Origin of the sequence: Streptomyces sp. NBC_00989 (genome assembly GCF_045162655.1) — a bacterium.
Classification (GTDB): domain Bacteria; phylum Actinomycetota; class Actinomycetes; order Streptomycetales; family Streptomycetaceae; genus Streptomyces.
Genome location: NZ_CP108728.1, coordinates 5030475 through 5055995, shown reverse-complemented (window position 1 = coordinate 5055995; position 25521 = coordinate 5030475). Strand labels below are relative to the sequence as shown.

General features: G+C 69.3%; 21 protein-coding genes, 1 pseudogene and 1 riboswitch. Of the genes and pseudogenes, 12 read left to right on the top strand and 10 right to left on the bottom strand.

Features of this window, described 5'->3' with window-relative positions:
• Positions 1–77 precede the first annotated feature (77 nt).
• The 5 genes and pseudogenes from OG714_RS22065 (at position 78) to OG714_RS22045 (ending at position 5287) form a co-directional block, all read left to right on the top strand.
• Positions 78–1412, top strand: a pseudogene (locus OG714_RS22065) (ABC transporter substrate-binding protein).
• The gene (locus OG714_RS22060) at positions 1409–2398 is read left to right on the top strand and encodes a carbohydrate ABC transporter permease (protein ID WP_406123369.1); all 990 of its coding nucleotides are present in this window, start codon (positions 1409–1411) and stop codon (positions 2396–2398) included. Before OG714_RS22065 ends, OG714_RS22060 begins: the two are co-directional and overlap by 4 nt.
• A complete protein-coding gene (locus tag OG714_RS22055) occupies positions 2395–3276 on the top strand; it encodes a carbohydrate ABC transporter permease (protein ID WP_406123367.1) in 882 nt (293 codons plus the stop codon). Before OG714_RS22060 ends, OG714_RS22055 begins: the two co-directional genes overlap by 4 nt.
• Before the next feature lie 69 nt (positions 3277–3345).
• Positions 3346–4374 carry a LacI family DNA-binding transcriptional regulator gene (locus tag OG714_RS22050; protein ID WP_406123365.1) on the top strand — a complete coding sequence of 343 codons (1029 nt, stop codon included), beginning with the start codon at positions 3346–3348 and terminating at the stop codon, positions 4372–4374.
• A gap of 106 nt (positions 4375–4480) precedes the next feature.
• Positions 4481–5287 (top strand): HAD family hydrolase, encoded by an 807-nt coding sequence (locus OG714_RS22045; RefSeq protein WP_406123363.1) that lies wholly within the window; start codon positions 4481–4483, stop codon positions 5285–5287.
• Positions 5288–5420: 133 nt separating this feature from the next.
• Here the strand turns inward: OG714_RS22045 and OG714_RS22040 are convergent, their stop codons facing one another.
• From OG714_RS22040 to OG714_RS22030, 3 genes are all read right to left on the bottom strand, one after another.
• Complete coding sequence (locus OG714_RS22040; RefSeq protein ID WP_406123362.1) at positions 5421–5900, bottom strand: transglycosylase SLT domain-containing protein; 480 nt, start codon at positions 5898–5900, stop codon at positions 5421–5423.
• Positions 5901–5905: 5 nt separating this feature from the next.
• Positions 5906–6107, bottom strand: a riboswitch (cyclic di-AMP (ydaO/yuaA leader).
• Positions 6108–6338: 231 nt separating this feature from the next.
• The gene (locus OG714_RS22035; protein ID WP_406123360.1) at positions 6339–8333 is read right to left on the bottom strand and encodes a CocE/NonD family hydrolase; all 1995 of its coding nucleotides are present in this window, start codon (positions 8331–8333) and stop codon (positions 6339–6341) included.
• A gap of 27 nt (positions 8334–8360) precedes the next feature.
• The gene (locus tag OG714_RS22030) at positions 8361–9863 is read right to left on the bottom strand and encodes a peptide MFS transporter (protein WP_406123358.1); all 1503 of its coding nucleotides are present in this window, start codon (positions 9861–9863) and stop codon (positions 8361–8363) included.
• A 208-nt stretch (positions 9864–10071) separates the two neighbouring features.
• Between OG714_RS22030 and OG714_RS22025 the strand changes: the two genes are divergently transcribed.
• The 4 genes from OG714_RS22025 to OG714_RS22010 all read left to right on the top strand — a co-directional run bounded on the left by OG714_RS22025 (position 10072) and on the right by OG714_RS22010 (position 14486).
• Positions 10072–11082 (top strand): polyprenyl synthetase family protein, encoded by a 1011-nt coding sequence (locus OG714_RS22025; RefSeq protein WP_406123357.1) that lies wholly within the window; start codon positions 10072–10074, stop codon positions 11080–11082.
• A gap of 276 nt (positions 11083–11358) precedes the next feature.
• On the top strand, positions 11359–12573 hold the full coding sequence (locus tag OG714_RS22020; protein WP_406123356.1) for a LolA family protein: 1215 nt from the start codon (positions 11359–11361) through the stop codon (positions 12571–12573).
• Positions 12574–12631: 58 nt separating this feature from the next.
• Entirely contained in the window at positions 12632–13606 is a 975-nt protein-coding gene (locus OG714_RS22015; protein ID WP_406123354.1) for an ABC transporter ATP-binding protein, read from the top strand.
• Entirely contained in the window at positions 13593–14486 is an 894-nt protein-coding gene (locus tag OG714_RS22010; protein ID WP_406123352.1) for an ABC transporter permease, read from the top strand. The genes OG714_RS22015 and OG714_RS22010 overlap by 14 nt, the downstream gene beginning before the upstream one ends.
• On the opposite strand, the gene OG714_RS22005 is transcribed toward OG714_RS22010, so the two are convergent.
• Together OG714_RS22005 and OG714_RS22000 are read right to left on the bottom strand one after the other, a co-directional pair.
• Positions 14476–15063: a flavodoxin family protein gene (locus OG714_RS22005; RefSeq protein ID WP_406123350.1), complete on the bottom strand. Its 588-nt coding sequence runs from the start codon at positions 15061–15063 to the stop codon at positions 14476–14478. The genes OG714_RS22010 and OG714_RS22005 overlap by 11 nt on opposite strands.
• 139 nt (positions 15064–15202) lie before the next feature.
• The gene (locus OG714_RS22000) at positions 15203–15769 is read right to left on the bottom strand and encodes a DUF6668 family protein (protein WP_406123349.1); all 567 of its coding nucleotides are present in this window, start codon (positions 15767–15769) and stop codon (positions 15203–15205) included.
• 208 nt (positions 15770–15977) lie between these two features.
• Here OG714_RS22000 and OG714_RS21995 point away from each other — a divergent pair, with 208 nt between their 5' ends.
• Complete coding sequence (locus OG714_RS21995; RefSeq protein ID WP_406123347.1) at positions 15978–17297, top strand: tetratricopeptide repeat protein; 1320 nt, start codon at positions 15978–15980, stop codon at positions 17295–17297.
• A gap of 10 nt (positions 17298–17307) precedes the next feature.
• On the opposite strand, the gene OG714_RS21990 is transcribed toward OG714_RS21995, so the two are convergent.
• Together OG714_RS21990 and rarD are read right to left on the bottom strand one after the other, a co-directional pair.
• On the bottom strand, positions 17308–17772 hold the full coding sequence (locus OG714_RS21990; protein ID WP_406123345.1) for a VOC family protein: 465 nt from the start codon (positions 17770–17772) through the stop codon (positions 17308–17310).
• Between the two features lie 38 nt (positions 17773–17810).
• Positions 17811–18836: an EamA family transporter RarD gene (gene rarD, locus OG714_RS21985; protein ID WP_406123344.1), complete on the bottom strand. Its 1026-nt coding sequence runs from the start codon at positions 18834–18836 to the stop codon at positions 17811–17813.
• 200 nt (positions 18837–19036) lie between these two features.
• On the opposite strand from rarD, the gene OG714_RS21980 reads away from it, so the two are divergent.
• Positions 19037–20857, top strand: a complete 1821-nt coding sequence (locus OG714_RS21980) for an alkyl/aryl-sulfatase (RefSeq protein WP_406123342.1) — start codon at positions 19037–19039, stop codon at positions 20855–20857.
• A 17-nt stretch (positions 20858–20874) separates the two neighbouring features.
• Here OG714_RS21980 and OG714_RS21975 read toward each other — a convergent pair whose 3' ends face one another.
• Complete coding sequence (locus tag OG714_RS21975; protein ID WP_406123340.1) at positions 20875–21729, bottom strand: SDR family oxidoreductase; 855 nt, start codon at positions 21727–21729, stop codon at positions 20875–20877.
• A gap of 101 nt (positions 21730–21830) precedes the next feature.
• On the opposite strand from OG714_RS21975, the gene OG714_RS21970 reads away from it, so the two are divergent.
• Positions 21831–22268 carry a winged helix-turn-helix transcriptional regulator gene (locus OG714_RS21970; RefSeq protein ID WP_406123339.1) on the top strand — a complete coding sequence of 146 codons (438 nt, stop codon included), beginning with the start codon at positions 21831–21833 and terminating at the stop codon, positions 22266–22268.
• 9 nt (positions 22269–22277) lie between these two features.
• On the opposite strand, the gene OG714_RS21965 is transcribed toward OG714_RS21970, so the two are convergent.
• Together OG714_RS21965 and OG714_RS21960 are read right to left on the bottom strand one after the other, a co-directional pair.
• Complete coding sequence (locus OG714_RS21965) at positions 22278–23357, bottom strand: 2-oxoacid:ferredoxin oxidoreductase subunit beta (protein ID WP_406123338.1); 1080 nt, start codon at positions 23355–23357, stop codon at positions 22278–22280.
• Positions 23350–25287, bottom strand: a complete 1938-nt coding sequence (locus tag OG714_RS21960) for a 2-oxoacid:acceptor oxidoreductase subunit alpha (RefSeq protein ID WP_406123336.1) — start codon at positions 25285–25287, stop codon at positions 23350–23352. Before OG714_RS21960 ends, OG714_RS21965 begins: the two co-directional genes overlap by 8 nt.
• Positions 25288–25521: the final 234 nt, after the last annotated feature.

Below are 25521 nucleotides of genomic sequence, written 5' to 3'. Positions count from 1 at the left end.
CTCTACTGTGCACGGTCACAGAGCCGTGCGGCGCAGATGGGACACATCCGAGGCCGGCTCGCACTCAGTCAGGGGAGATGAAGATGTCGATCCACCGCCACCAGTTCAGCAGGCGCAGCATCCTTGCCGGGGCAGCAGCTGTCGGCCTCACGGGCACCCTCGCCGCCTGTGGCGGTTCCGACGACGACTCCGGCAAGAGCAGCGGGCCCGTCAAGCTGACCTACTGGGCCTGGGCGCCGAACATGGAGAAGGTCGCCGCGATCTGGAACAAGAAGAACCCGGACATCACGGTCACCGTCTCCAAGTAGGCCGCCGGCAAGGACATCGTCTCCAAGCTGATCACCGCGAAGAAGGCGGGCAACGCCCCCGACCTGATCCAGGTCGAGTACCAGTCGCTGCCGACGCTGGTCTCGAACGACGTGCTCGCGGACATCTCGAAGTACGCGAAGTCCGCCAAGTCCCAGTTCGCCGAGGGCCTTTGGGGCATGGTCACGCTCGGCACCGACGCGGTGTACGCGATACCGCAGGACTCCGGGCCGCTGATGTTCTTCTACCGCGAGGACCTGTTCAAGAAGCACAACCTGACCGTCCCGGCGACCTGGGACGACTTCGCCAAGACCGCCCGCGCCGCCAAGAAGGCCGTCCCGGACGCCTACTTGACGACGTTCTCCTCCAACGACCCGGGATTGTTCGCGGGGTTGGCGCAGCAGGCCGGTGCCAAGTGGTGGACCGTGGAGAGCGGCGGCAAGTGGACCGTCGGCATCGACGACGCGGCCACGAAGAAGGTCACCGACTTCTGGGGCGGGCTCGTCCAGGAGGGCGCGATCGACAACCAGCCGATGTACACGCCGGCTTGGAACAACGCCCTGAACAAGGGCACCCACCTCGGCTGGGTCTCCGCCGTGTGGGCGCCCGGTGTGCTCGTCAGCTCCGCCCCCGACACCAAGGGCAAGTGGCGGATGGCGCCGCTGCCGCAGTGGAGCGCGGGCGAGGACGTCACCGGCAGCTGGGGCGGCTCCTCCACGGGTGTCTCCACCGACTCCAAGCACGCCGAGGCCGCGACCAAGTTCGCGAACTGGCTGAACACCGACCCGGAGGCGCTGGCCGCCCTGGTCAAGGAGGCGGGCATCTACCCGGCGGCCACCAAGGGCCAGTCCGGCTCGATCCTCACCACGCCGGAGTTCTTCCCGAACCAGACCGACTTCTACGACACGGCCGCCAAGATCGCCGCCACCACGGCCGCTTCCGCCTGGGGCCCGAACGTGCAGGTCGCCTACGACACCTTCAGCGACGCCTTCGGCACGGCCACCAAGGCGAAGAAGGCCGCCCAGTTCGACACCGCGCTCGCCACCATGCAGTCGAAGACCTTCACCGACATGAAGAAGCAGGGCTTCAAGGTGACCGAGGCATGACCAGCACTCCGCTCAAGGGCTCCGACCGGCTGACGGCCGGACCCTTGGCGGACGGCACCGCCACCTCCGTCCGCCCCCGCCGCCTCCGTCGCCGTGGCCGCAGCGCGCCGTACTGGTTCCTCGTACCGGCCGTGCTCCTGTTCGCCGCCTTCACCGTCGTACCGATCGGGTACGCGGTGTGGCTCAGCCTCCACAAGGTCCAGGTCAAGGGCATCGGCCTCGGCAAGGGCGCCCGCCAGCAGGTCTGGAACGGCCTGGGCAACTACACCGACGTCCTCAACGACTCCGAGTTCGGCCACAGCGTCCTGCGCGCCTTCGGCTACGGCCTGATCGTCATCCCCACGATGCTCGGTCTGGCGCTGGTCTTCGCGCTGATGCTGGACACCCCGCAGGCACGCAGCGCCAAGTTCGCGCGCCTCGCGATCTTCCTGCCGTACGCCGTGCCCGGCATCATCGCCGCCCTGATGTGGGGCTTCCTGTACCTGCCGACGGTCAGCCCCTTCTACTACCTGCTGCGGGAGTTCAACCTGCCGCAGCCGGACCTGTTCGACGGCGGCAACCTGTACCTGTCCTTCGCGAACATCGCGGTGTGGGGCGGCACGGGCTTCAACATGATCGTCATCTACACGGCCCTGCGCTCGATCCCGCAGGAGATCTACGAGGCCGCCCGCATCGACGGCGCGTCCGACCTGAAGATCGCCCTGCGGATCAAGATCCCGATCGTGATGCCGTCGCTGGTGCTCACGTTCTTCTTCTCGGTCATCGCCACGCTCCAGGTCTTCACCGAGCCCATGGCGCTCAAGCCGCTGACCAACGGCCTCTCCAGTTCCTGGAGTCCGCTGATGGCCATCTACGACGCCGCCTTCCTCAGGTCGGACATCTACGGCGCCTCCGCCACCGCCGTGGTGCTGGCCCTGGCGACCTTCGCGCTCTCCTTCACGCTGCTGCGCGTCTCCGACCGCTACACCCGGGAGGACCGGGCATGACCCCCCTCACCCTCACCGCCACCGACGCCCGCCCGGGCATCGGCAAGCCGAAGCGCACCGCCTGGGTGCCCACCCTGGTGCTGATCCTCGGGGCGCTGTACTGCCTGATCCCCGTGGTCTGGGTGGTCATCGCGGCGAGCAAGGGCCGCGGCGAACTGTTCTCCACGTTCACCTTCGCCCCCGGCACCGGCTTCCTCGACAACCTCAAGCAGCTGAGCTCCTACCGGGACGGCATCTACTGGGAGTGGATGCTCAACTCCCTCTTCTACGCGGGCGGCGGCGCCCTGCTGTCGGCCGCGGTCTCGGCCGCCGGCGGCTACGCACTGGGCCGATTCGCCTTCAAGGGACGGGAGTTCGTCTTCAAGCTGATGCTGGCCGGCGTCCTCGTCCCGAGCATCGTGCTGACCGTCCCCCAGTACCTCCTCCTGTCGAAGCTGGGCCTGGCCGACTCGTACTGGTCGATGCTCCTGCCGTCGATCCTCTCTCCCTACGGCGTCTACCTCGTCCGTATCTACGCGGCCGCCTCCGTGCCCGCCGAACTCCTCGAAGCCGCCCGCATGGACGGCGCGAGCGAGTGGCGGATCTTCTCGCGGATCGCGGTGCCGATGATGATGCCGGGGCTCATCACGGTGTTCCTGTTCCAGTTCGTCGGCATCTGGAACAACTTCCTGCTGCCGTACGTGATGCTCGCGGACGACACCAAGTTCCCGCTCACGCTGGGCCTTTACACCCTGCTCAACCAGGGCGCCTCGCAACCCGCGCTCTACACCCTGGTCATCATGGGCTGCTTCCTCGCGATCCTGCCGCTGATCGCGCTGTTCCTGGTCATCCAGCGCTTCTGGTCACTGGACCTGCTGAGCGGGTCGGTCAAGGCGTGAGGCGCAGGCACTGAGCGAACCCGAAGCCCTACCTCCCCCCACCGCACCCGAACGGGCAGAACGAGGAACATGACCACCAGTCCGAACGGACGCCGCAAACCGCCCACCATCCACGACGTGGCCCGGGAGGCAGGGGTCTCCCGGGGGACCGTCTCCCGGTTCCTGAACGGCGGACACTACGTCTCGCCCGCCGCGCGCACCGCGGTGGAGACGGCGATCAGGAAGACGGGCTACGTCGTCAACCGGCACGCCCGTTCCCTGAGCACCGGACGGTCGGACTCGGTGGCGTTCCTCCTCACCGAGCCGCAGGAGAAGTTCTTCGAGGACCCCAACTTCAATGTCCTGCTGCGGGGTTGCACCGAACACCTGGCCCGCCACGACATCCCGCTGCTGCTGATGCTGGCCTCGTCGAAGGACGAGCGCCGCCGCCTGACCCGGTACATCACCTCGGGCCACGTGGACGGTGTCCTCCTCGTCTCCAACCACAGCGGCGACCCGGTGGCGGCCGAACTCCGCGACGCGGGCATCCCGTTGGTGGCCTGCGGCAAGCCGCTCGGCACCGCCTCCAAGTACAGCTACGTCGCCGCCGCCGACCGCGACGGCGCCCAGGAGATGGTCCGCCACCTCATCGCCGCGGGCCGCCGCCGCATCGCCATGGTCACCGGCCCGCTCGACGCACCGGGCGGCCCCGACCGGCTGGCGGGTTACCGGGACGTCCTCACGGAGGCAGGCCTGCCCCACGACCCGAACCTCGTCGTGGAGGGCGACTACCGCCGCACGGGCGGCGAGGAAGCGGCCCGCAGACTCCTCACCCAGGCCCCCGACATAGACGCGGTCTTCGTGGCCTCGGACCTGATGGCCCTGGGAGTCGTCAACACCCTTCAGCAATCAGGCCGTTCGGTCCCGGATGACATCGCTGTCGGAGGCTTCGACGACTCGGCGGCGGCCACCTCCATCACCCCGGCCCTCACGACCATGCGCCAGCCCTACGACCGCATCAGCGCCGAAATGGTGAGGATGCTGCTGGCCCAGATCGCCGGCGAGGACACGGCGGGCGTGATTCTGCCTACGGAACTGGTGGTACGGGAGTCGGCATAACGGTCGTAAATGTCAAACCAACCGGAACACGGGTCAACGGATGTGAAGGCAGGAGCCGTCCGGTTCGTGTCGAGTCGGTGGGGCGTTCCATCCGTATTCTCTGATCATGGCCGCACCCCTCGCATATGCACTGATCGCCACCGACCTGGACGGGACGCTGCTGCGCGGCGACGACACACTCTCCGACCGGTCCCTCGCCGCACTGCGGCGGGTGGCGGCGGCGGGTGCCCGGCACCTCGTCGTCACCGGCAGGCCCGCCCCGAGGGTGCGACCGCTCCTCGACGACCTCGGCAGCAGGGGGCTCGCGGTGTGCGGACAGGGCGCGCAGTTGTACGACGCCGGCGCGGACCGTCTGCTCTGGTCGGTCACCCTGGACCGGGAGTTGGCGGAGACCGCGCTCGGCAAGATCGAGGCGGAGGTGGGTCAGGTGTACGCGGCGGTCGACCAGGACGGCGTGGACGGCCTCACCCTGATCGAGCCCGGCTACCTGATGCCGCACCCCACGCTCCCCGCGGTACGGGTGGGCCGACGCGACGACCTCTGGTGCGAACCCATCAGCAAGGTGCTGCTCCGTCACCCCGCCCTGGCGGACGACGAGTTGGCGTCCACGGCGCGTTCGGTGGTCGGTTCCCTGGCCTCGGTCACCATGTCGGGCCCCGGCACCGTCGAACTCCAGCCACTCGGCATCACCAAGGCGACGGGCCTGGCCCTGGCCGCCCGCCACTTGGGCCTGACCCCGTCCGACACCATCGCCTTCGGCGACATGCCGAACGACATCCCGATGTTCGACTGGGCAGCGCATGGAGTGGCGATGGCCAACGCTCATCCCGAACTCAAGGCGGTGGCGGACGAGGTGACGTCCTCGAACGAGGACGACGGAATCGCGCTGGTACTTGAAAGACTCTTCAGCTGAGCTATGAATGGCCCCGAAGGGGCGCATTCAGGGGCGCGGGGCTGTGTCTATTTGCGGCTCCGCCGCGCGGGCGCGATCAGCCACGACGGTGCGAGAGCCAACAAACAACCCGTCGTGGCTGATCCAACAGTTTCTAGTAAGCCCCGTAAACGTTGTCGATCGACCCGTACACCGCCGCCGCGTAGTTGCAAGCAGCCGTGATGTTCGCAACCGGGTCGTACGGGTCAAACGAAGTCCCGGCCACGTGATACGCGTTGAACGTCGGGTCGATCACCTGGAGCAGCCCCTTCGACGGCGTACCGGCCGCCGCGTTGGAGTCCCAGTTGTTGATCGCGTACTGGTTGCCGGAGGACTCACGGATCACGTTGCGGTAGATCCCGTTGTACGTCCCCGGAATCCCCTTCTGCGCCATGATCGCGAGCGACTCCCGGATCCACCCGTCAAGGGTGTTGGGGTACCCGGCGAGCGTGGTCGAGGCGGCGGTGGTCGACGTGGTGGCCGCGGACGCGGTGGTCGCACCGACGATCGGCAGGGCGAGTATCGCGGTACCCGTGCCGGCGACGACGAGGCGGCGGACGAGGCGGGCGCGGCGGGACTGAGCGGTTGCAGGCATGACGAGGTTCCTCTCCGTCGCCTGCGAGGTGAGCTGTCGGGTTCGGGCTGGGAGGTGCCCGGCCACGCCCTCGCGGACGTGACTTAACCCCAAGCCGTTCCGGTCGCGACGACCGGTCCGGCGACTTACCTGGTTCCCCCGCTCCTGCCGTGCGAGAAGTTCGTGACTGGGATGCCGGGCGGCGGCAGGATTCGGCGTTCCGCTCGACAGGCCGGGAACGTATGCGAGAGCACATGTCCGGAACAAGTGGCGGAATCACACCTAACCCCTATTGACCTTGGTCTGAGGCGTATGGGGCACTTGATCCTTTGCGCGAGCCAAGGGTCAACTGTCAAATGCCGTAAGGGAAAACGCGGGCAGACCAGGACACAGGTCACGCACAGAAACGCGTGACCCAACTCACGGGAGGATTAAGAACGGCAAATCGGGCATTCAACCTCAACTGGCAGTTCTCGGAATCCTTTTCTCCCATGTCCGGTGAAAGATCACCTCGTCGCCCTCGGTGCAGATGACCTCATTGGAGGTAATAAAGTCCGTTTCGTCGCAAGTAATCTCGGAGCGCGTCCGCACGGTCGTGTCCCACCCCAGCTCCGGCCGGTGCAACCGGATCGACCAGTCGGACCGCGCACGGGCCGACAGCGGATCCGACTCGTCGATCGTGTACGTCTCCAGCGCGTCCTCGGTGAACTCGAGACCGTCCGGGTACACGCGCGTGCCGCCGTACCGGGGGTCCACCTCCAGCCGCCACTCGCCCTTCGCGACATCCCGTACGACCAGCCGCTCGGGGCGCGGTTCGTCCAGCGTGGCCGGGTAGTTGACCCCGAGCGGCTCGGCCTCCTCGGGTTCGTCGAAACGAATACCGGAGGTCAACTCCTGCTCCCGCACCGGGAGTTCGAGCGCGCTCCCCTCCGGGTCCAGCGTGAACCCCGCCGCCGACTCCGGCTGCGGCCAGATCCACGGCCAGTACGCCGACGACACCGCGAGCCGGATGCGGTGCCCGGGCGGGAACGCGTGCCCGATGCCGTTCAGCTCGAAGGTCACGTCCTCGGTGGTGCCCGGCGTCCACGGCACCGCCCGGTCCCGCCCGTGCCGCGCCGACAGGTTCAGCACCCCTCGGGTGACCAGGGTCGAGGCGCCGTCCGGGGCGACATCGCACAGCCGGGCGATCACCTGCCCGCGCGGCACCGCGCAGGTCAGCCGCAGCCGCACCCTCGGCCGCCCCAGCACCCATGTCTCGGCCGGCACCTCGAACTCGAAGCACGCCGACCGCGCGTCCTCGTCCCGCTGGTCCGGCGGCAGGTCGGCGTCGTTCCCGAAGGGGAAGAAACGGCCCGCGTCCACGCCCGTGTGCATGGGGGAGCCGACGATCACGGGGGCGCCCCGGAGGCCGTACGTCGTCGTCTTCACGTGCGGCGAGGGCCACGCGGGCTCGCCGACCCAACGGCCCGGCAGGGTGTCGTAGACCGTGGCCGGAGGGTGCGAGTCGCTGACGTAGGCCCGTAGGAGCGGGTCGGCCATGACGCCGGTGTCCTCGCCCTTCAGCCAGTGGTCCCACCAGCGGAGGGTCTCCTGGAGGAAGCCGATCGCGGGGCCCGGCGGCAGGCCGCGGTCCGGGTACTGGTGCGACCAGGGGCCGATCAGGCCGCGTACGCGGTCCGGCGGGAGGTGTTCGGCGAGCCGCAGCACCGTGTCGCGGTACGGGTCGTGCCAGCCGCCCACCGCGAGGACGGCCGCGTCGATCGCGCCGTAGTCCTCGCAGACGCTGCCGTGCTTCCAGTAGTCGTCGCGGATCTGGTGGGCGAGCCAGGTGTGGATGAACGGGTCGATCCGTTCCAGGCGCTTGAGCCACAGGTCGCGCCAGACGAGGCCCGCGTACTCGGGGTCGGGCGGGCGGGCGACGAAGGCGAGCATGGTGGCCGCCCAGGCGTGCAGGTCGACCGCGAGGGCGGAACCTCCCATGTAGTGCACGTCGTTGTCGTAGCGGTCGTCCGTCGAGCAGACCGTGACGATCGCCTTGAGCGGCTCGGGCGCGAGGGCCGCGATCTGGAGGGAGTTGAAGCCGCCCCAGGAGATGCCGAACATCCCGACCTTGCCGGTGCACCAGGGCTGCGCGGCAAGCCAGTTGACCACCTCGACGCCGTCGGCGAGTTCCTGCGCGTCGTACTCGTCGCCGGGCGCGCCCTCGCTGTTGCCGTGCCCGCGCACGTCGACCCGGACGGAGGCGTAGCCGTGGCCCGCGTACCAGGGGTGGCGCTGGGCGTCGCGGGGCGCCGTCCAGTCGGTCAGGCGGTACGGGAGGTACTCGAGGAGCGCCGGGACGGGTTCGTCCGTCACCGGGCGCCACACGCGCGCGTAGAGGCGTGTTCCGTCGGGCAGCGGGATACGGAGGTCCTCGTGGGCCGTCTCGTAGGGGAAGGAGGTTCGGATGTGCATGACGTGACCCCTGGGGCTCCGTTGGCTTCAGTGGACCGGGTGCATCGTGCGGCGCAGCCATGGCGCGGCGGCCATCACCGCGAGGCCCGCGGCCACCGCGATCGCGCCGTTGACGCCGAAGTAGGCCGGTTTGGAGACGTCGTCGTAGAGCTTCACCGTCTGGGCCTGGATGCCGTTCGCGAGGGCGAGGGACAGGAACCAGAGGGACATGGTCTGGCTGGAGAAGGCGGCCGGGGCGAGCTTCGTGGTGGCCGACATGCCGGAGGTCTCCAGGAGGATGTCGCCGAGGCCGAGCAGGAAGTACGAACCGACGATCCACCAGGCCGACATGCGGTAGGCGTCGCCGCTGTGCCCGCTGGTCGGCAGGACCATCAGCAGGAACGACAGGCCGCCCAGTACGACGCCGATCGCGATCTTGTTGGAGGCGTGCGGCTGGCGGCGGCCCATGCGGACCCAGAGCGCGGCGACCACGGGCGCGAGCCCGACCTCGAAGGCGCCGAGCGCGGACGCGTACCAGCTCGCGGGGAAGTCGAAGCCGAGGATCGTCGTCTCGGCGTTCGACGCGGCCAGCAGCATCATCGTCGAATAGGCCTGGAAGAGAATGAAGTTGAAGACCGTCGAGGCCAGGAACAGCACGATGTACGGGCGCAGTCGGCCGCGTTCCTCGGGGCTCACGCGCGGGCTCATGAACATCACCGCGAAGTACACGACCGGCGCGATCACGGAGATGACCGTGAGCAGGTCGACGAAGCGGCCCATCGTGAGCCAGCCGGCGAGTGCCAGTCCGGTCGCGAGCACGGCGGCGACCAGGATCCCTACGACGATGAGGCGCACCGCGCGGCGCAGCGCGTCCGGAGCCAGTGCGAACTCCGCGGTGTTCCTGCGACCGGCCAGGTGACGGCGCCCGGCGACGTACTGGATGAGCCCGAAGGTCATGCCGACCGCGGCCGCCGAGAAGCCCCAGTGCCAGCCCTCGTGGTCGCCGAGCCAGCCGGTGATCAGCGGGCCCGCGAAGGCGCCGATGTTGATCGCCATGTAATAGAGCGCGAAACCGGCGTCCCGGCGCTCGTCGTCGGTGCGGTAGAGCTTGCCGACCATGGTGGCCACGTTGGGCTTGAGCAGGCCGGTGCCGGCGCTGATCAGGCCGAGGCCCACCCAGGTCATCGTGGCGGTGGGGACCGCCATCGCGTAGTGCCCGCAGGCGATCAGGACGCCGCCCCACAGCACCGCGCGGTACGAGCCGAGGATGCGGTCGGCGAGCCAGCCGCCCGCGACCGAGACGAGATAGACCAGCGTTCCGTAGGCTGCCGACACGGACGCGGCCGTTCCGGACGACATGCCCATGCCGCCGTGCGCGACGGTATCCGCGAAGTAGAGGACGAGGATGGCCTGCATGCCGAGGAACGAGAAACGCTCCCAGACCTCAAGCCCGGAGAGCGTGAGCAGCCCCTTGGGCTGGCCGAAGAAGGCGTGGTCGTCCTCGGGGGGCGGTTGGTCGTCGGGTTCGGCTTCCAGTGCGGTTCGGGACACGATCCACTACTTCCGCGTAAGTCGATAAATATCCGTTCTTATCAGGTGATCGAAAACATACCGGTCGTGATCCGATACCGCCCCTGCTGGACGGGGTGGGCGGCATGGGTGATCGAAAGCTGACCGGATACGCTGACTTGAGTGATGCCAGCGACCTATCGACAAACCGTGTGACCGCCCAGGGACACCAGCAGACAGGAGACCCCTCGTGACCGTCGTCGGGCCGTTCGGGCTGAGCGTGCGGGACCAGGCTCTGGAAGCCGATGTCCAGGCCGGATTGGCGGCAGTCGAGGAGGGTCTGCTCGAAGCCACCAAGAGCGAGGTCCCCTTCATCACGGAGGCCGCCCAGCACCTCGTGCGCGCGGGCGGGAAGCGGTTCAGGCCGCTCCTCGTGATGCTCGCCGCGCAGTTCGGCGACCCCTACGCGCCGGGTGTCGTGCCCTCGGCGGTCGTCGTCGAGCTGACCCACCTCGCCACGCTGTACCACGACGACGTCATGGACGAGGCGACCGTGCGGCGCGGCGTGGAGAGCGCCAACACCCGCTGGGGCAACTCGGTCGCGGTCCTCACCGGCGACTTCCTCTTCGCGCGCGCGTCGCACACCCTGGCCGACCTCGGCCCCGAGGCGGTGCGGGTGCAGGCCGAGGCGTTCGAACGGCTGGTCACCGGTCAGATCCTGGAGACCGCCGGTCCGTCCGACGGGCGCGACCCGGTCGAGCACTACCTCGACGTGCTCGGCGGCAAGACCGGCTCCCTGGTCGCCGTCGCGTGCCGCTTCGGCTCGATGATGGCCGGCTGCGACGACACGGTCGTGGACGTCCTCACCCAGTACGGCGAGCGGCTCGGCGTCGCCTTCCAGCTCGCCGACGACGTCCTGGACATCGCCTCCGACGGACACGAGTCCGGCAAGACCCCGGGCACGGACCTGCGCGAGGGCATCCCCACGCTGCCGGTGCTGCGGCTCCGGGAGCGGGCGGACCGCCTCGGTCTCGCCGAGGACATCGCCCTGTGCGAACTGCTCGACTCCGACCTCACGGACGACGCCCGGCTCGCCGAGGCCCTCTCCCGGCTCCGCGCCCACCCCGCCCTGGAGCAGGCCCGCCGCGACACCGTCCGGTACGTGGAGGACGCCCGTGCGGCCCTCGCCCCGCTCCCCGAGTGCGACGCGAAGGTCGCCCTCCTGGAGATGTGCGACGCGGTGGTGCACCGCGCGGGCTGAGGCCCCGGGCAAGAAGCCCTGAGCAAGAGGTCCTGAACAACTGCCGTACGGAGGCGGCGTCTTCCCCTAAGGGTTTTGGGGAGGCGCCGCCTCCGTGTGTCATACCCCAGGCGTACGCGGAGTTGGCTCCCGGGTCTGACGCTTATCTCCCGCCGATTTGGTCAGATGGAGAACACGGAAAACACCACTCCTCACCGATTCGGGTGAGAATGGCGGCTCAGGGTGGGACGAGTGCACGACGGACTAGCCGCCGCCGACGACGGAGGTAAGGCAGACATGGCACCGTACGAAACCGACGACAGCACGGACGCCGGAGAGCGCGACGAGCTCCGGTCCGGGCGGCGCAGGGCGGCGCGGTACATCGTCCCGGTCACCGTGGTGGGGGTGGCGGCCGCGACCATCGGACTGGTCCCGGCGCTCGCCGACTCCGGCGACCCGAACCTTCCCAAGGTCACCGCACAACAGCTCATCGACAAGATCGCCAAGTCGGACGTCCAGCGGCTGTCCGGCACCGTGAAGATCAGCACCGACCTGGGCCTGCCCGACCTCGGCGGCCTGGAGAGCAGCCTGATGTCCGGCGCCACGAAGTCCGGCGACGGCTCCTCCGCCGACCCGACCACCAAGCTCACCGAGCTGGCCAGCGGCACCCACACCCTGCGCGTCGCGGCCGACGGCCCCGACAAGCAGAAGGTCTCCCTGCTGGAGAACGCGGCGGAGTACAGCCTCATCCACAACGGCAAGGACGTCTGGGGCTACGACAGCGCGTCGAACGAGGTCTTCCACGGCACGACCGCCGCCGACACCTCGAAGAGCGACGAGACCCGGGCCACGCCCAAGGGCCTCACCGACGAGGCACTGAAGTCGGTCGACGACACGACGTCCGTCACGGTCGACGGCACCGAGCACGTCGCGGGCCGCGACGCCTACAAGCTGCTGATCAAGCCCAAGCAGTCCGGTACGACGGTCGGCGCGATCAGCATCGCGGTGGACGCGAAGACGGGCCTGCCGCTCAAGTTCACGCTCACCCCGGCGAGCGGCGGCGCGGCCGTCGTCGACGTCGGCTTCACTCAGCTCAGCCTCGCCAAGCCGGCCGCCTCGACCTTCGACTTCAAGACGCCCAAGGGCGCGAAGGTCACCACGGAGGACAGCGCCACGGAGGCGGTCCCGACTCCGGACCACTCCGGCAAGGCCGGCAAGGCCGACGAGGACTTCGGCAAGGGTCTCGATGACCTCACCGTCCTCGGCAAGGGCTGGAACTCCATCGCCACGTTCGACACCGGCGGCGAGGGTGTGCCGTCCGGCTCCTCGGCCGGTGGCGGCGACCTCGGTGGCTTCCTCGGCTCGCTCGGCGACCAGGTGAAGGGCGACTTCGGCAAGGGCACGGTGTTCTCCACCCGGCTGGTCAACGCCCTGGTCACGGACGACGGCAAGGTGTACGTCGGGGCGGTCACCAAGAGTGCGCTCGTGAAGGCGGCGGACGCGGCGAAGTAAGTACGGTACGGAGCAAGTCCCTTGCGGGGAGTACGAGTTGGGCGAATTGAGGGAGTCGATGGGCGAACCGTCCGCTGAAGTGCCTGATCAGGTGAGGGCGGGTGACGGCATCATCGCCACCCGCGGTCTCACCAAGCGCTTTCGCGGCGGGCAGCTCGCCGTGGACGGTCTCGACCTGACCGTCCCGGCGGGCAGCGTCTTCGGCTTCCTCGGGCCCAATGGCTCCGGTAAGACCACCACCATCCGCATGCTGATGGGGTTGATCGAACCCACCTCCGGGACGGCCCGTGTGCTGGGTCGTCCCATGCCCAGATCCGTACGTACGGTTCTGCCGCATGTCGGTGCGCTGATCGAGGGGCCCGCTCTGTACGGGTTCCTGTCCGGCCGCGACAACCTCCTTCGGTACGACGCCGCCGATCCGACCGCCGATCCGCGCACCCGGCGGGACCGGGTCGCCGCCGCGCTGGACCGGGTGGGGCTGACGGCCGCCTCCGGCAAGAAGGCCAAGGCGTACTCCCTGGGGATGAAGCAGCGGCTGGGGCTTGCCTCTGCCTTGCTTCAGCCCCGTGAGCTGCTTGTTCTGGACGAGCCGACGAACGGGCTCGACCCGCAGGGGATGCGTGAGATCCGGTCCCTGATCCGGGAGTTGGCGTCCGACGGGACGACCGTCTTTCTGTCTTCCCACCTCCTCGACGAGATCGAGCAGGTCTGCACCCATGCGGCCGTGATGGCGCAGGGCCGGCTGATCACGCAGGGGTCGGTGACCGAGCTGGCGGCGGGGGCGAGGGGGCGGCTGTTCGTGAACACGCCTGACGCCGGGGACGCGGCACGGGTGCTGAAGGAGCAGGGGCTGGCCGACGTGGTCGTGGCGGAGGAGCGGGTGACCGCCGAGCCGCCCGATCGTGAACTCGCCGAGGTGAACGAGGCGTTGGTGACGGCCGGGGTGCGGGTGCGGGGCTTTGGGGTCGAACGGGCTTCTCTGGAGGACGCGTTCGTGGCGCTCACGGGGGAGGGGTTCGATGTCGCGGGCTGAGGTGGCTGCTACTGGGCCGGTTGGCGTGCGGGCGCCCCGATTCGTGTGGACGTTCGGGCTGTTGCGCAGCGAGTTGGTCACCACGTTTCGGCGGTGGCGCACCCTTGCGTTGCTCGGGGTGCTGGCCGCTGTGCCGATTCTGGTCGGGATCGCGGTGAAGTTGGAGACTCAGGACGGGGGCGGGCCTGGGCGAGGGGACGGGGGTGGAGGGCCCGCGTTCATCGCGCAGATCACCAACAACGGGCTGTTCCTGGTGTTCACGGCGCTGGCCGCTACGCTTCCGTTTTTCCTTCCGATGGCCATCGGGGTCGTCGCGGGCGACTCGATCGCGGGCGAGGCCAGCGGGGGGACGCTGCGCTATCTCCTGGTCGCTCCGGCCGGCCGTACCCGGTTGCTGCTCACCAAGTACGCGACGGTGATGACGTTCTGTGTGGTGGCGACGCTGGTCGTGGCGCTGTCGGCGTTGACGGTAGGAGCGTTGCTCTTTCCGTTGGGCGATCTGACGACCATCTCCGGTACGCAGATCAGTTTCGCGGAGGGGCTGGGGCGGGCGTTGTTGATCGCGCTGGTCGTTGCCGCGTCGCTTGTCGGGATCGCCGCCCTGGGGCTGTTCATCTCGACGATGACCAGCAGTGGTATCGCGGCGATGGCGACCACCGTGGGGCTGCTGATCACCGTCCAGATCCTTGACCAGATTCCTCAACTGCACGCGCTCCAGCCGTACTTCTTCTCGCACTACTGGCTGTCCTTCGCCGACCTCATGCGCGAACCGGTCTACTGGGACGACCTGGTGAAGAACCTGGGCCTTCAGGCGTTGTACGCGGCGGTGTTCGGGTCGGCGGCGTGGGCGCGGTTCACGGCGAAGGACATCACGGCGTAGGGAAGCGGGCGAGTGGGGCGTCCTGGGCGAAGAACGTCTTCGCTCGGGTCAGTGCCTCGGTGTCCTTCAGTACGTCGCCGGGTGCGCTGCCGTTGCCGAGGAGGACTCCGCCGAAGCGCATCTTCAGGTACGCGGCCGAGTTGTTGAGCGTGCCGATCAGGGGGTCGGCCACCACGGGTTCGTCGTCGGCCAGGGCGGAGACGCCCCAGAGGGTGCGGTCGGCCATCGTCGCCCTGAAGTCGGCGCCGGGGACGCGCAGCCAGTCGGACCAGTAGTCCAGGTAGCGCTTGGTGAGGCCGGAGAGTGAGTACCAGTAGACCGGCGAGGCGATCACGATGTCCGTCGCGGCGAGGGTGGCGTCCAGGAGCCGGCGGATGGTGTCGTTCTCGGTGGGCTGGACGGGGCGGACTGTTCCGTCGTGCCGGATGTCCAGGAAGTCGGGGAGCGGGTGGTCGGCCAGGCGTATCCACTCCTGCTCTACGTCCGGGGGCAGCTGTTCGGCGGCCCTGCGGGCGAGCAGCTCGGTGTTGCCGTCCAGGCGGGCGCTGCCCAGCACGAAGAGGAAACGGCGGGTCATGGGTCCCCCAGGGGTAATCGGCGTGCGGCGGTTATAGCTGTATGCATTATATGCGCGCGCAATCATCTGTCCATGGGGTGCCTGCGGGGGCGGGGTGCGGTGTGTGGGTGGTTCGCCCGCGGGTGTGTGGTTGTGGGTGTCAGCGGGGGCGTCGGGTTGTGCCTGTCAGGCGGGCCAGTGCTTCTGTTTCGCGGGGTGGTTCGCCGGTGAGGTCGCCGATGCGCCAGGCCGGTACCCAGGGGACGCGGTAGACGTCGATCACGGACTCGATGGCCTTGACGTAGGGGGCGAGCTGGCGGGGGAGTCGCCCGGGCGCGTCCGCGACGAGGACTACGGCGTCCAGGTCCAGCCCGGCCGGGGCCGCGCCGCGCCGGAAGACCTCCAGGGCGCGGGAGACGGCGGCCAGGCCTGCCGCGTGGGTGCGGGCGACCAGCAGGATCGACGGTGGGTCCTCGGGGCCCGGCCAGTCGCGTCCGCAGTCCTGGCCGCCGTAGACGGAGGCGAGGGTGGTGGCGCCGGTGCCGCCGTGGGTGGCGACCCAGGAGAAGCGGCGGGGGGTGGTGAGGACTCCGGCGGGGATGCCAGTGGGGATACTGGAGGGGCGCTCGGGTGCTTCCGGTGTCCCTGCGTGCGGGCCGGCGTCCACCGGGAGCGGTACCGGTCCGCGGAGCCAGATCTCCGGTCCCTGCCGTCCACCTGTCTGCATGACCGAGCTCCTCCCTCGTGGCCCCGCCGCATCCTCACGGCATCCGAACAGGCGCGCGACGGGTCCGGGAACTCCTGGGACGAGGCTGTGACGTCGCGGTTACCTGAGAACCGGAAGGGAACGGCGAGACTCAACAGTACGCGTACGAACGGATCTTGACGCTGGGGAGCGCGGGCCGACTCTCCGACGGATGCGAGTGAGGGAACCGATGACTCGACTCAGCCGCGAGAAGAAGCGGGAACAGAAGCGAGCCGCACGCTCGGCACCCGCGGCGTCACCCTTCGAGGTACGCGTACCCGTGGACGGCCCGGGTGCCGGCGGTGCGTCGATCGGCGGAGTGCCGGTCGTGGTGGCCGCGGGCGAGGAGATCCAGCAGGCGGTTCTGGGCCACCTCCACCGCATCGCCACGGCCACCGGTCATTCCGTGCACGCCACGATCCACGACGATCGGATCGGGTACGTCGTTCCGCTCCAGATCGATCCGGATGGGTCCAGCCACTTCTCGGCGGAACCCTGGGCGATCGTCGGTGTGGGTGAGGGGGGTGTTCCGGGTGGGGTTCCGCCGGTGCCCGCGCTGCCGCCGGGGGGCTTCGCGGACGTCGTGGAACCTGGACCGGAACCTGAGGATCGCCGTGGGGCGAGTGGTGACCCGGTGACTCATCGGCTGCGGGCGGTGGCGGAGGGGGAGGTGGTTCCTACCTTTCCGTTGCGGGCTGTGCCCGAGTCGGCGGGGGAGTCCGCGCCCACGTTCCCGTTGCACGCCGTGCCTGAGTCGGCCGAGGGGGGTATGCCGCTGGGGTCGGTCCAGGCGCCCACGGGGGCGTTCGGGCCGCCGCCGGTGATGGACGCGGCGCCGGTGACGGATGTGCCGCCGGTCATGGGCGGGCAGCCCGTCGTGGACGTACCGCCTGTCGCTGCGGAACGTGCTCCCCGGCCCGCCGCCATTCCCATTCCCGACCTCGCTCTCACCGCCCCGGAACCCGACCCGAAGCCGACGCCCGCGCGCGGGTTCGACGCCGTGGCCGAGGCCGTGCTGGGGGACGAACCGGTGACGACGGACGGAGCGGGGACCGCGTTTCTCATCGAGCCGATGGTGCTGATCAACGAAGCCGTCAAGGCGGGCAGGATCGAGGAGGCGGCGGGCCTGGCGGAACGGACCGTCGCGGACGCGGCGGCCTCGCTCGGCCCCGAGCACCTCGAAGTCCTACGGCTGCGCGAACTCGCCGCCTACATCGCCTACTTGGCCGGTGACCCGCTCCGCTCCTTCCATCTCTCCCTCGACCTCGCCCACATCCGGCACCGCGCCCACGACGCGGAGGCCGCCTACGGCAATGTCCAGAGCGCGGCCACGGCCTGGCGCGCGGTACGCGACCCGGAGCAGGGCCTCGCCCTCGGCCGCGACCTCATCGACCTGTGGACCGAACTCACCACCGAGGACGGGCCCGCCGTAGAGGACATAGAGGAACTGGAGTCCGCTCGGGCACGGATGGGGCGTCTCACGGAACGCGCTCGCAAGGCCGCCAACTGAATTCCGTCCCCTAGGCCACGCAGAACTCGTTTCCCTCGGGGTCCGTCATCACGACCCAGGCGCCGGCCGGTTCCGTCACCCGGCGCAGGACGCTCGCGCCGAGGCCGGTGAGGCGTTCCACTTCGGCCTCGCGTCGGTCCGGGCCGGGGTGCAGGTCCAGGTGCAGGCGGTTCTTGGTGGTCTTCGGCTCCGGGACACGCTGGAAGAGGAGGCGGCGGCCCAGGCCTGTGCCGCGCTCCTTGTCGTACGGGTCGTCGGGGTGTCGTACGGCCATCAGGTCGCGGAAGGCCGGGCGGCCGTGGAAGTCGACGGTCGCCGCCGCGGGCAACGCGCCCATTTTCAGGAGCTGTTCGACGAGCGCGCTGTTGTCCTCGGGCTCGTAGTGGAGCGCGGCGGCCCAGAAGTCCGCCTGCGCGTGCGGGTCGGCCGCGTCGATGACCAGCTTCCAGTGGAGTGGTGCGGGCGTCTGTGTCATGCCCTTCACTCTGGCATCGGTACGGCGTGCTCGCGGGGCTACGCCTCCACCGTGTCCGTCGTGTTCGCCGTAGCCACGGGGGTCGTGCTCGGGGCCTGGGACTTCGCTTGTCGGAGCGCCGTCGCTGCCGCCCGGGTCCGCCGTGCCGTGCGCCACGCGTCCGTCGTCAGGAGGACGAGGGCCAGCCATACGAGGGCGAAGCCCGCCCAGCGTTCCAGGGGCATCGACTCGTGGAAGTACAGGATGCCCAGGAGGAACTGGAACACCGGTGCCATGTACTGGAGCAGGCCCAGCGTCGACAACGGCACCCGGATCGCCGCCGCGCCGAAGCAGACGAGGGGGAGTGCGGTGACGATGCCGGTGGAGGCGAGGAGTGCGGCGTGGCCGGGGCCCTCCTGGGCGAAGGTCAGGGTGCCGTGGGAGTTCAGCCACAGCAGGTAGGCGAGCGCCGGCAGGAACTGGATCGCGGTCTCCGCGGCCAGGGACTCGATGCCGCCGAGGTTGACCTTCTTCTTCACCAGGCCGTACGTCGCGAAGGAGAAGGCGAGCGTGAGGGAGATCCACGGTGGCTGGCCGTAGCCGACCGCCAGGACGATCACGGCGGCCAGGCCCACGCCGACCGCGGCCCACTGTGCCGGGCGCAGCCGTTCCTTCAGGAGGAGGACGCCCATCGCGATGGTGACGAGGGGGTTGATGAAGTAGCCGAGCGAGGCCTCGACGACGTGGCCGCTGTTCACGGCCCAGATGTAGACGCCCCAGTTGACGGTGATGAAACCCGCGGCGATCGTCACGAGGCCCAACCTGCGGGGCTGGCGCAGGAGTTCGCCGGCCCACGCCCAGCGCCGGACCACGAGGAGTGCCACGATCACGAAGGCGAGCGACCACACCATGCGGTGGGCGAGGATCTCGGCGGCGCCCGCGGGCTTGAGCAGCGGCCAGAACAGGGGGACCAGGCCCCACATGCCGTATGCCGCGAAGCCGTTCAGCAGTCCTATGTGGTGCTGTTCGCCCTTCGGCTTCCCGCTCGGCTTCCCGCTCACGGGCCCCTCCTTCGCACGCGCCATGCCCGGCCGCGTCCGCGCGGCCAGCACGAAGGTAGCGCCGAGCGGCCCCGGCTGTCATGGGTGTATCGCCATACGGTCATGACGGCCGGGGAGGGGTGCCCGACATGCGGTCACTTCCACCCGATGTTGAGATGGATCGACGTCGCCTGTGCCGACCTGAGCCCCCGCGTGCGGGCCGGAGCCCTGGAACGGAGTCCCAGATGACCGACGCCGACCTTCCCTTCGAGGACACCGCCGACTTCGAGAACGCCGACCGGGGCTTCGTCGACGCCCTCGACCCGGCGGTCGTGACGGGGGCCGACGGCCGTGTCGTCTACGACAACGACGCCTACGCGTTCCTTCAGGGGGAGTGCCCGGACACCGCGCACCCCAGCCTGTGGCGGCAGGGGCAGCTGTGCTCCCGGCAGGGTCTGTACGAGGTCAGGGAGGGTGTGTACCAGATCCGGGGCCTGGACCTGTCGAACATGACCCTCGTCGAGGGCGAGCGCGGCGTGATCGTCATCGACCCGCTGCTGAGCGTGGAGACGGCCGCCGCCGGGCTCGCCCTGTACCGGCGCCATCGCGGCGAGCGCCCCGTCACCGCGCTCATCTACACGCACTCGCACGCCGACCACTTCGGCGGCTCGCGCGGTGTCCTGCCGCCCGGTACCGAAGAGGGCGTTCCGATCCTCGCCCCGGCCGGGTTCCTGGAGCACGCCGTCAGCGAGAACGTCTACGCGGGCAACGCCATGACCCGCCGCGCGATCTTCATGTACGGCGACCGGCTGCCGAAGTCGCCCGAGGGCCAGATCAGCGCCGGCCTCGGCATGACCACCTCGAACGGCACCGTCAGCCTGATCCCGCCGACCCACGACATCACCCGCACCGGCCAGGAGGAGACGCTCGACGGCGTCCGCATCGTCTTCCAGCTCACCCCGGGCACGGAAGCACCCGCCGAGATGAACTTCCTCTTCCCCGAACTGCGCGCCCTGTGCCTGGCAGAGAACGCCACGCACAACATGCACAACATCCTGACCCTGCGCGGCGCCGTCGTCCGCGACGCCCGCGTCTGGGCGCGGTACCTGGACGAGGCCATCGAGTACTTCGCCGACGCCTACGACGTCGCGTTCGCGTCCCACCACTGGCCGACCTGGGGCCACGACGACGTCGTCCAATTCCTCGCCGCACAAAGGGACTTGTACGCCTACCTGCACGACCAGACACTGCGCATGCTGAACGACGGTCTGACCGGGCCGGAGATCGCCGAGGAGCTGCGACTGCCGCCCGCACTGGAGAAGTCCTGGCACGCGCGCGGCTATTACGGCTCCCTCAACCACAACGTTAAGGCGATCTACCAGCGTTACCTCGGCTGGTTCGACGGCAACGTCGCCCACCTGTGGGAGCACCCGCCGGTCGAACTCGCCCAGCGGTACGTGGAGTTGGCGGGTGGAGTGGACGAGGCCCTGCGCAAGGCCCGCGGTTACGTCGACGCCGGTGATCCGCGGTTCGCGGCCACGCTCCTCAACCACATCGTCTTCGCCGACCCGGCCCGTGGCGACGCCAAGGAACTCCTCGCGCAGGTCTACGAGTTGCTCGGCCACGGCGCCGAGAACGGCACCTGGCGCAACTTCTATCTGACCTCCGCCATGGAACTGCGCCACGGCGTCAACCCCATCGCCATCGACACCGCAAGCCCGGAGATGGTGATGTCGCTGACCACGGACATGCTGCTGGACTCCGTCGCCGTCCGCATCGACGGTCCCGGCGCCTGGGACGACGACCTCACCATCGACCTCGTCCTCACCGACGAGGACCGCCGCCACCGCCTCACCCTGAACAACGGCGCGCTCACCCACCGCACCATGGACACCCCCAAGACCCAGCCGGGCCTGACCCTCACCCTCACGAAGCCCCAACTCCTGGGCGTCCTCGCGGGCAAGGGCCTCGACGGCGTCACGACCGAGGGCGACGCGGCCTTGCTGGCCCGCCTCTTCGCCCACGTCACCCGGCCCGACAAGGGGTTCCCGGTCGTCACCCCCTGACGCCCCGCGGCGGCGGGTCAGCCCTTGAGCGCGATCGCGATCGACTCGCTGATCGGCGTGGTCGGACGGCCCGACAGGCGGGACAAGTCGCCGGTGGAGACGACCAGTTGGCCCTGCGCGATGGACGCGTCGACGCCGACGAGGATCGCGGCGAACGGCTCGGGCAGCCCGGCGCCGGTGAGGATGCCGATCAGCGTCTCGCCGGGCACGTTGTTGTAGGCGATCTCCTTGCCGGTCTGCCGGCTCAGCTCGGCCGCGTACTCGGCGAAGCTCCACGCCTCGTCGCCGCCCAGTTCGTACGTCTGGTTCTCGTGGCCCTCGCCGGTCAGTACGGCGACGGCGGCCGCGGCGTAGTCGGCACGCGAGGCGGAGGAGACCCGGCCGTCACCGGCGGCGGCCACGACGGCGTTGTGCTCCAGCACGGGGGCCAGGTTCTCGGTGTAGTTCTCGTTGTACCAGCCGTTGCGGAGCAGGGCGTACGGCAGTCCGGACGCCAGCAGCGCCTCCTCGGTGCCGCGGTGGTCGTCGGCCAGGGCGGCGGCGAGGGGGCCGGGGGCGCTGGTGTAGGCGAGGAGCGCGACACCGGCGGCCTTGGCGGCCTCGATGACGACCTTGTGCTGCCCGACCCGGCCCTTGTCGAACTCGTTGCCGGAGATCAGCAGCACCTTGTCGCCGGCGGCGAAGGCGGTGTCGAAGGTCTCGGGGGCGTTGTAGTCGGCGACCACGATCCGCACCCCGCGGTCCGCGAAGCCGGCGGCCTTCTCCGGCGTACGTACGACAGCGGTGATCTGGTCGGCGGGAACCTTCTCCAGCAACTGCTCCACGACGTGGCGGCCCAGGTGTCCGGTGGCTCCGGTGACGACGATGCTCATGGGTGACAACTCCTTGTGGGGGTGCGGCGCGGTGCGATGTCACTAACCCTAGGGGGTGCGCTAACTCTTGGAAAGTACCCACTTTGAAGTAAGGTACTGGCATGGCAGTAAGTGCAGAAGCGTCCGATGACCGTGCCGCGACCGAGGTGATGTGTCCGTACCGCCTGGTCATGGAGCACGTCACGTCCCGCTGGGGCGTCCTGGTCCTGATCGAACTCCTCGACCGCCCCTACCGCTTCAGCGAACTCCGCCGCGCGGTCGGACAGGTGAAGCAGGTGAGCGAGAAGATGCTGGCGCAGACACTCCAGACCCTGGAGCGGGACGGCATGGTCCACCGCGACGCCAAGCCGGTGATCCCGCCGCGGGTCGACTACTCCCTGACCGACCTGGGCCGCGAGGCGGCGGTGCAGGTACGGGGTCTGGCCCTGTGGACCGAGGAGCGGATGGGGCAGGTGCTGGAGGCGCGGGAGGCGTACGACACGGCGAAGGGGCGGGCCGGTGGCACCGGAGTGCTCCAGCCCGCCCCCTCCGCCGTATAACCGGAACCGTCAGCCCACGACCGTCCAGGTGTCCCCGCCCGCCAGCAGCGCGGCCAGGTCGCCCTTGCCGTTCTGCACGATCGCCGTGTCCAGCTGGTCGGCCATCTGGGTGTCGTAGACGGGCCGTCGCACCGAGCGCAGCACGCCGATCGGGGTGTGGTGCAGGGTGTCCGGGTCGGCCAGGCGGGACAGGGCGAAGGCCGTCGTCGGGGATGTCGCGTGGGCGTCGTGGACCAGGATCTGGGATTCGTTGTCCGGGGTCACGTCGACCACCTTCAGGTCGCCCGTGGCCGGGTCGCGGACCACGCCCCGCGCGCCCTCCGCGCCGAAGCGGATCGGCTGCCCGTGTTCGAGGCGGATGACCGCCTCCTCGGCCCGCTGGCGGTCCTTGAGGGCGTCGAAGGCGCCGTCGTTGAAGATGTTGCAGTTCTGGTAGATCTCGACCAGCGCGGTGCCGGGGTGGGCGGCCGCCTCGCGCAGGACCTGGGTGAGGTGCTTGCGGTCCGAGTCGATCGTGCGGGCCACGAAGGACGCCTCCGCGCCGATGGCCAGGGACACCGGGTTGAAGGGGGCGTCCAGGGAGCCCATCGGCGTCGACTTGGTGATCTTGCCGACCTCGGAGGTCGGCGAGTACTGGCCCTTCGTCAGGCCGTAGATCCGGTTGTTGAAGAGGAGGATCTTCAGGTTGACGTTGCGGCGCAGGGCGTGGATCAGGTGGTTGCCGCCGATGGAGAGCGCGTCGCCGTCGCCCGTGACCACCCAGACGCTCAAGTCCCGCCGGGACGCGGCCAGTCCGGTCGCGATCGCCGGCGCGCGGCCGTGGATGGAGTGCATGCCGTACGTGTTCATGTAGTACGGGAAGCGGGAGGAGCAGCCGATGCCGGAGACGAAGACGATGTTCTCCTTGGCCAGGCCCAGTTCCGGCATGAAACCCTGGACCGCCGCGAGGATCGCGTAGTCACCGCAGCCGGGGCACCAGCGCACTTCCTGATCGGACTTGAAGTCCTTCATGGACTGCACTGCCTCGGCCTTGGGGACGAGTGAAAGCGCCTCGATCGTGCCCGTGCCTTCCGTGGACGTCTCAGCCATCGATGGCCTCCTTGAGAGCCGTGGCGAGCTGCTCAGCCTTGAACGGCATGCCGTTCACCTGGTTGTACGAGTGCGCGTCCACCAGGTACTTCGCCCGCACCAGCGTGGCGAGCTGACCGAGGTTCATCTCGGGGATCACCACCCGGTCGTAGCGCTTGAGGACCGCGCCGAGGTTGCGGGGGAAGGGGTTCAGATGGCGCAGGTGCGCCTGGGCGATGGACTCGCCGGATGCGCGCAGGCGTCGTACCGCCGCCGTGATCGGGCCGAACGTCGAACCCCAGCCGAGGACCAGCGTCCGCGCGCCGTGCGGGTCGTCGACCTCCAGATCCGGTACGTCGATGCCGTCGATCTTGGCCTGGCGGGTGCGGACCATGAAGTCGTGGTTGGCGGGGTCGTAGGAGATGTTGCCCGTGCCGTCCTGCTTCTCGATGCCGCCGATGCGGTGTTCCAGGCCGGGCGTGCCGGGGATCGCCCACGGGCGGGCCAGGGTCTGCGGGTCGCGTTTGTAGGGCCAGAAGACCTCGGTGCCGTCGTCCAGGGTGTGGTTCGGTCCCTGCGCGAACTGGACGGTGAGGTCCGGGAGTTCGTCGATGTCCGGGATGCGCCAGGGCTCGGAGCCGTTGGCCAGGTAGCCGTCCGACAGGAGCATCACCGGGGTGCGGTAGGTGAGGGCGATCCGGGCGGCCTCGATCGCCGCGTCGAAGCAGTCGGCCGGTGTGCACGGGGCGACGATCGGGACCGGGGCCTCGCCGTTGCGCCCGAACATCGCCTGGAGCAGGTCGGCCTGTTCGGTCTTGGTCGGCAGGCCGGTGGAGGGGCCGCCGCGCTGGATGTCCAGGACGAGGAGCGGGAGTTCCATCGACACCGCGAGACCGATGGTCTCCGACTTCAGCGCGACACCCGGGCCGGACGTGGTGGTGACGGCGAGGGAACCACCGAAGGCCGCGCCCAGGGCGGCGCCGATGCCCGCGATCTCGTCCTCGGCCTGGAAGGTCCGTACGCCGAAGTTCTTGTGCCGGCTCAGCTCGTGCAGGATGTCGGAGGCCGGGGTGATCGGGTACGAGCCCAGGAAGAGGGGGAGGTCCGCCTGCCGGGACGCGGCGACCAGGCCGTAGGACAGGGCCAGGTTCCCGGAGATGTTGCGGTAGGTGCCGGTCGGGAACGCGGTGGCGGCCGGGGCGACCTCGTAGGAGACCGCGAAGTCCTCCGTCGTCTCGCCGAAGTTCCAACCCGCCCTGAACGCCGCGATGTTGGCCGCCGCGATCTCGGGTTTCTTCGCGAACTTCGACTTCAGGAACTTCTCGGTGCCCTCGGTCGGCCGGTGGTACATCCATGACAGCAGGCCCAGCGCGAACATGTTCTTGCTGCGCTCGGCCTCCTTGCGGGTCAGGCCGAAGTCCTTCAACGCCTCGACGGTGAGGGTCGTCAGGGGGACGGTGTGGAGGCTGTAGCCGTCCAGCGAGCCGTCGTCGAGGGGCGAGGCGGCGTAACCCACCTTCTGCAGCGCCCGTTTGGTGAACTCGTCCGTGTTGACGATGATCTCCGCGCCGCGCGGCACATCGGCGATGTTCGCCTTCAGCGCGGCCGGATTCATCGCGACCAGCACGTTGGGCGCGTCGCCCGGGGTCAGGATGTCGTGGTCGGCGAAATGCAGCTGGAACGACGAAACCCCCGGCAGGGTGCCTGCGGGGGCGCGGATCTCGGCCGGGAAGTTCGGCAGGGTGGAGAGGTCGTTCCCGAAGGACGCCGTCTCCGAGGTGAAGCGGTCGCCGGTGAGCTGCATACCGTCGCCCGAGTCACCGGCGAACCGGATGATCACCCGGTCCAGGCGTTGGACGTCCTTCACCCCCGCCGGTTTGCGTTGTTCCCCGACCAACGTGCTGTCGGCTCCGTCGGCCTGCTCCGCTGGGCTACTGACCTGGCTGGTCACTGAACTGGACCTCCTCTTCGAGGACGCTGTCCGGGCATGGTCGTCACGCCGACCCTCCCAGGATCAACCCTACGTCTGTAAGGGTCGCCTTCCTTCGGCCGTTCGCATGATGGACGCTGTTTTGAGACGGCCCGGCGCCCTGACTTGTCATGATTTCTCGCCCCCCGGCACTTCCCTTGAAGACGCTCCTGCGCATTGTCCGGTTCTCGAACCCGGCTGACGGTGGACTGACAG

Excerpts from the sequence above, each read along its gene's own strand:
- OG714_RS22050 (WP_406123365.1), top strand. The coding sequence starts at position 3,346 with ATGACCACCAGTCCGAACGGACGCCGCAAACCGCCCACCATCCACGAC.
- OG714_RS22045 (WP_406123363.1), top strand. The coding sequence starts at position 4,481 with ATGGCCGCACCCCTCGCATATGCACTGATCGCCACCGACCTGGACGGG.
- rarD (WP_406123344.1), bottom strand. The coding sequence starts at position 18,836 with ATGGCGCGTGCGAAGGAGGGGCCCGTGAGCGGGAAGCCGAGCGGGAAG.
- OG714_RS21990 (WP_406123345.1), bottom strand. The coding sequence starts at position 17,772 with ATGACACAGACGCCCGCACCACTCCACTGGAAGCTGGTCATCGACGCG.
- OG714_RS22020 (WP_406123356.1), top strand. The coding sequence starts at position 11,359 with ATGGCACCGTACGAAACCGACGACAGCACGGACGCCGGAGAGCGCGAC.
- OG714_RS22040 (WP_406123362.1), bottom strand. The coding sequence starts at position 5,900 with ATGCCTGCAACCGCTCAGTCCCGCCGCGCCCGCCTCGTCCGCCGCCTC.
- OG714_RS21965 (WP_406123338.1), bottom strand. The coding sequence starts at position 23,357 with ATGGCTGAGACGTCCACGGAAGGCACGGGCACGATCGAGGCGCTTTCA.
- OG714_RS22035 (WP_406123360.1), bottom strand. The coding sequence starts at position 8,333 with ATGCACATCCGAACCTCCTTCCCCTACGAGACGGCCCACGAGGACCTC.
- OG714_RS22060 (WP_406123369.1), top strand. The coding sequence starts at position 1,409 with ATGACCAGCACTCCGCTCAAGGGCTCCGACCGGCTGACGGCCGGACCC.
- OG714_RS22005 (WP_406123350.1), bottom strand. The coding sequence starts at position 15,063 with ATGACCCGCCGTTTCCTCTTCGTGCTGGGCAGCGCCCGCCTGGACGGC.
- OG714_RS22000 (WP_406123349.1), bottom strand. The coding sequence starts at position 15,769 with ATGCAGACAGGTGGACGGCAGGGACCGGAGATCTGGCTCCGCGGACCG.
- OG714_RS21975 (WP_406123340.1), bottom strand. The coding sequence starts at position 21,729 with ATGAGCATCGTCGTCACCGGAGCCACCGGACACCTGGGCCGCCACGTC.
- OG714_RS22055 (WP_406123367.1), top strand. The coding sequence starts at position 2,395 with ATGACCCCCCTCACCCTCACCGCCACCGACGCCCGCCCGGGCATCGGC.
- OG714_RS21995 (WP_406123347.1), top strand. The coding sequence starts at position 15,978 with ATGACTCGACTCAGCCGCGAGAAGAAGCGGGAACAGAAGCGAGCCGCA.
- OG714_RS22015 (WP_406123354.1), top strand. The coding sequence starts at position 12,632 with ATGGGCGAACCGTCCGCTGAAGTGCCTGATCAGGTGAGGGCGGGTGAC.
- OG714_RS21970 (WP_406123339.1), top strand. The coding sequence starts at position 21,831 with ATGGCAGTAAGTGCAGAAGCGTCCGATGACCGTGCCGCGACCGAGGTG.
- OG714_RS22010 (WP_406123352.1), top strand. The coding sequence starts at position 13,593 with ATGTCGCGGGCTGAGGTGGCTGCTACTGGGCCGGTTGGCGTGCGGGCG.
- OG714_RS21980 (WP_406123342.1), top strand. The coding sequence starts at position 19,037 with ATGACCGACGCCGACCTTCCCTTCGAGGACACCGCCGACTTCGAGAAC.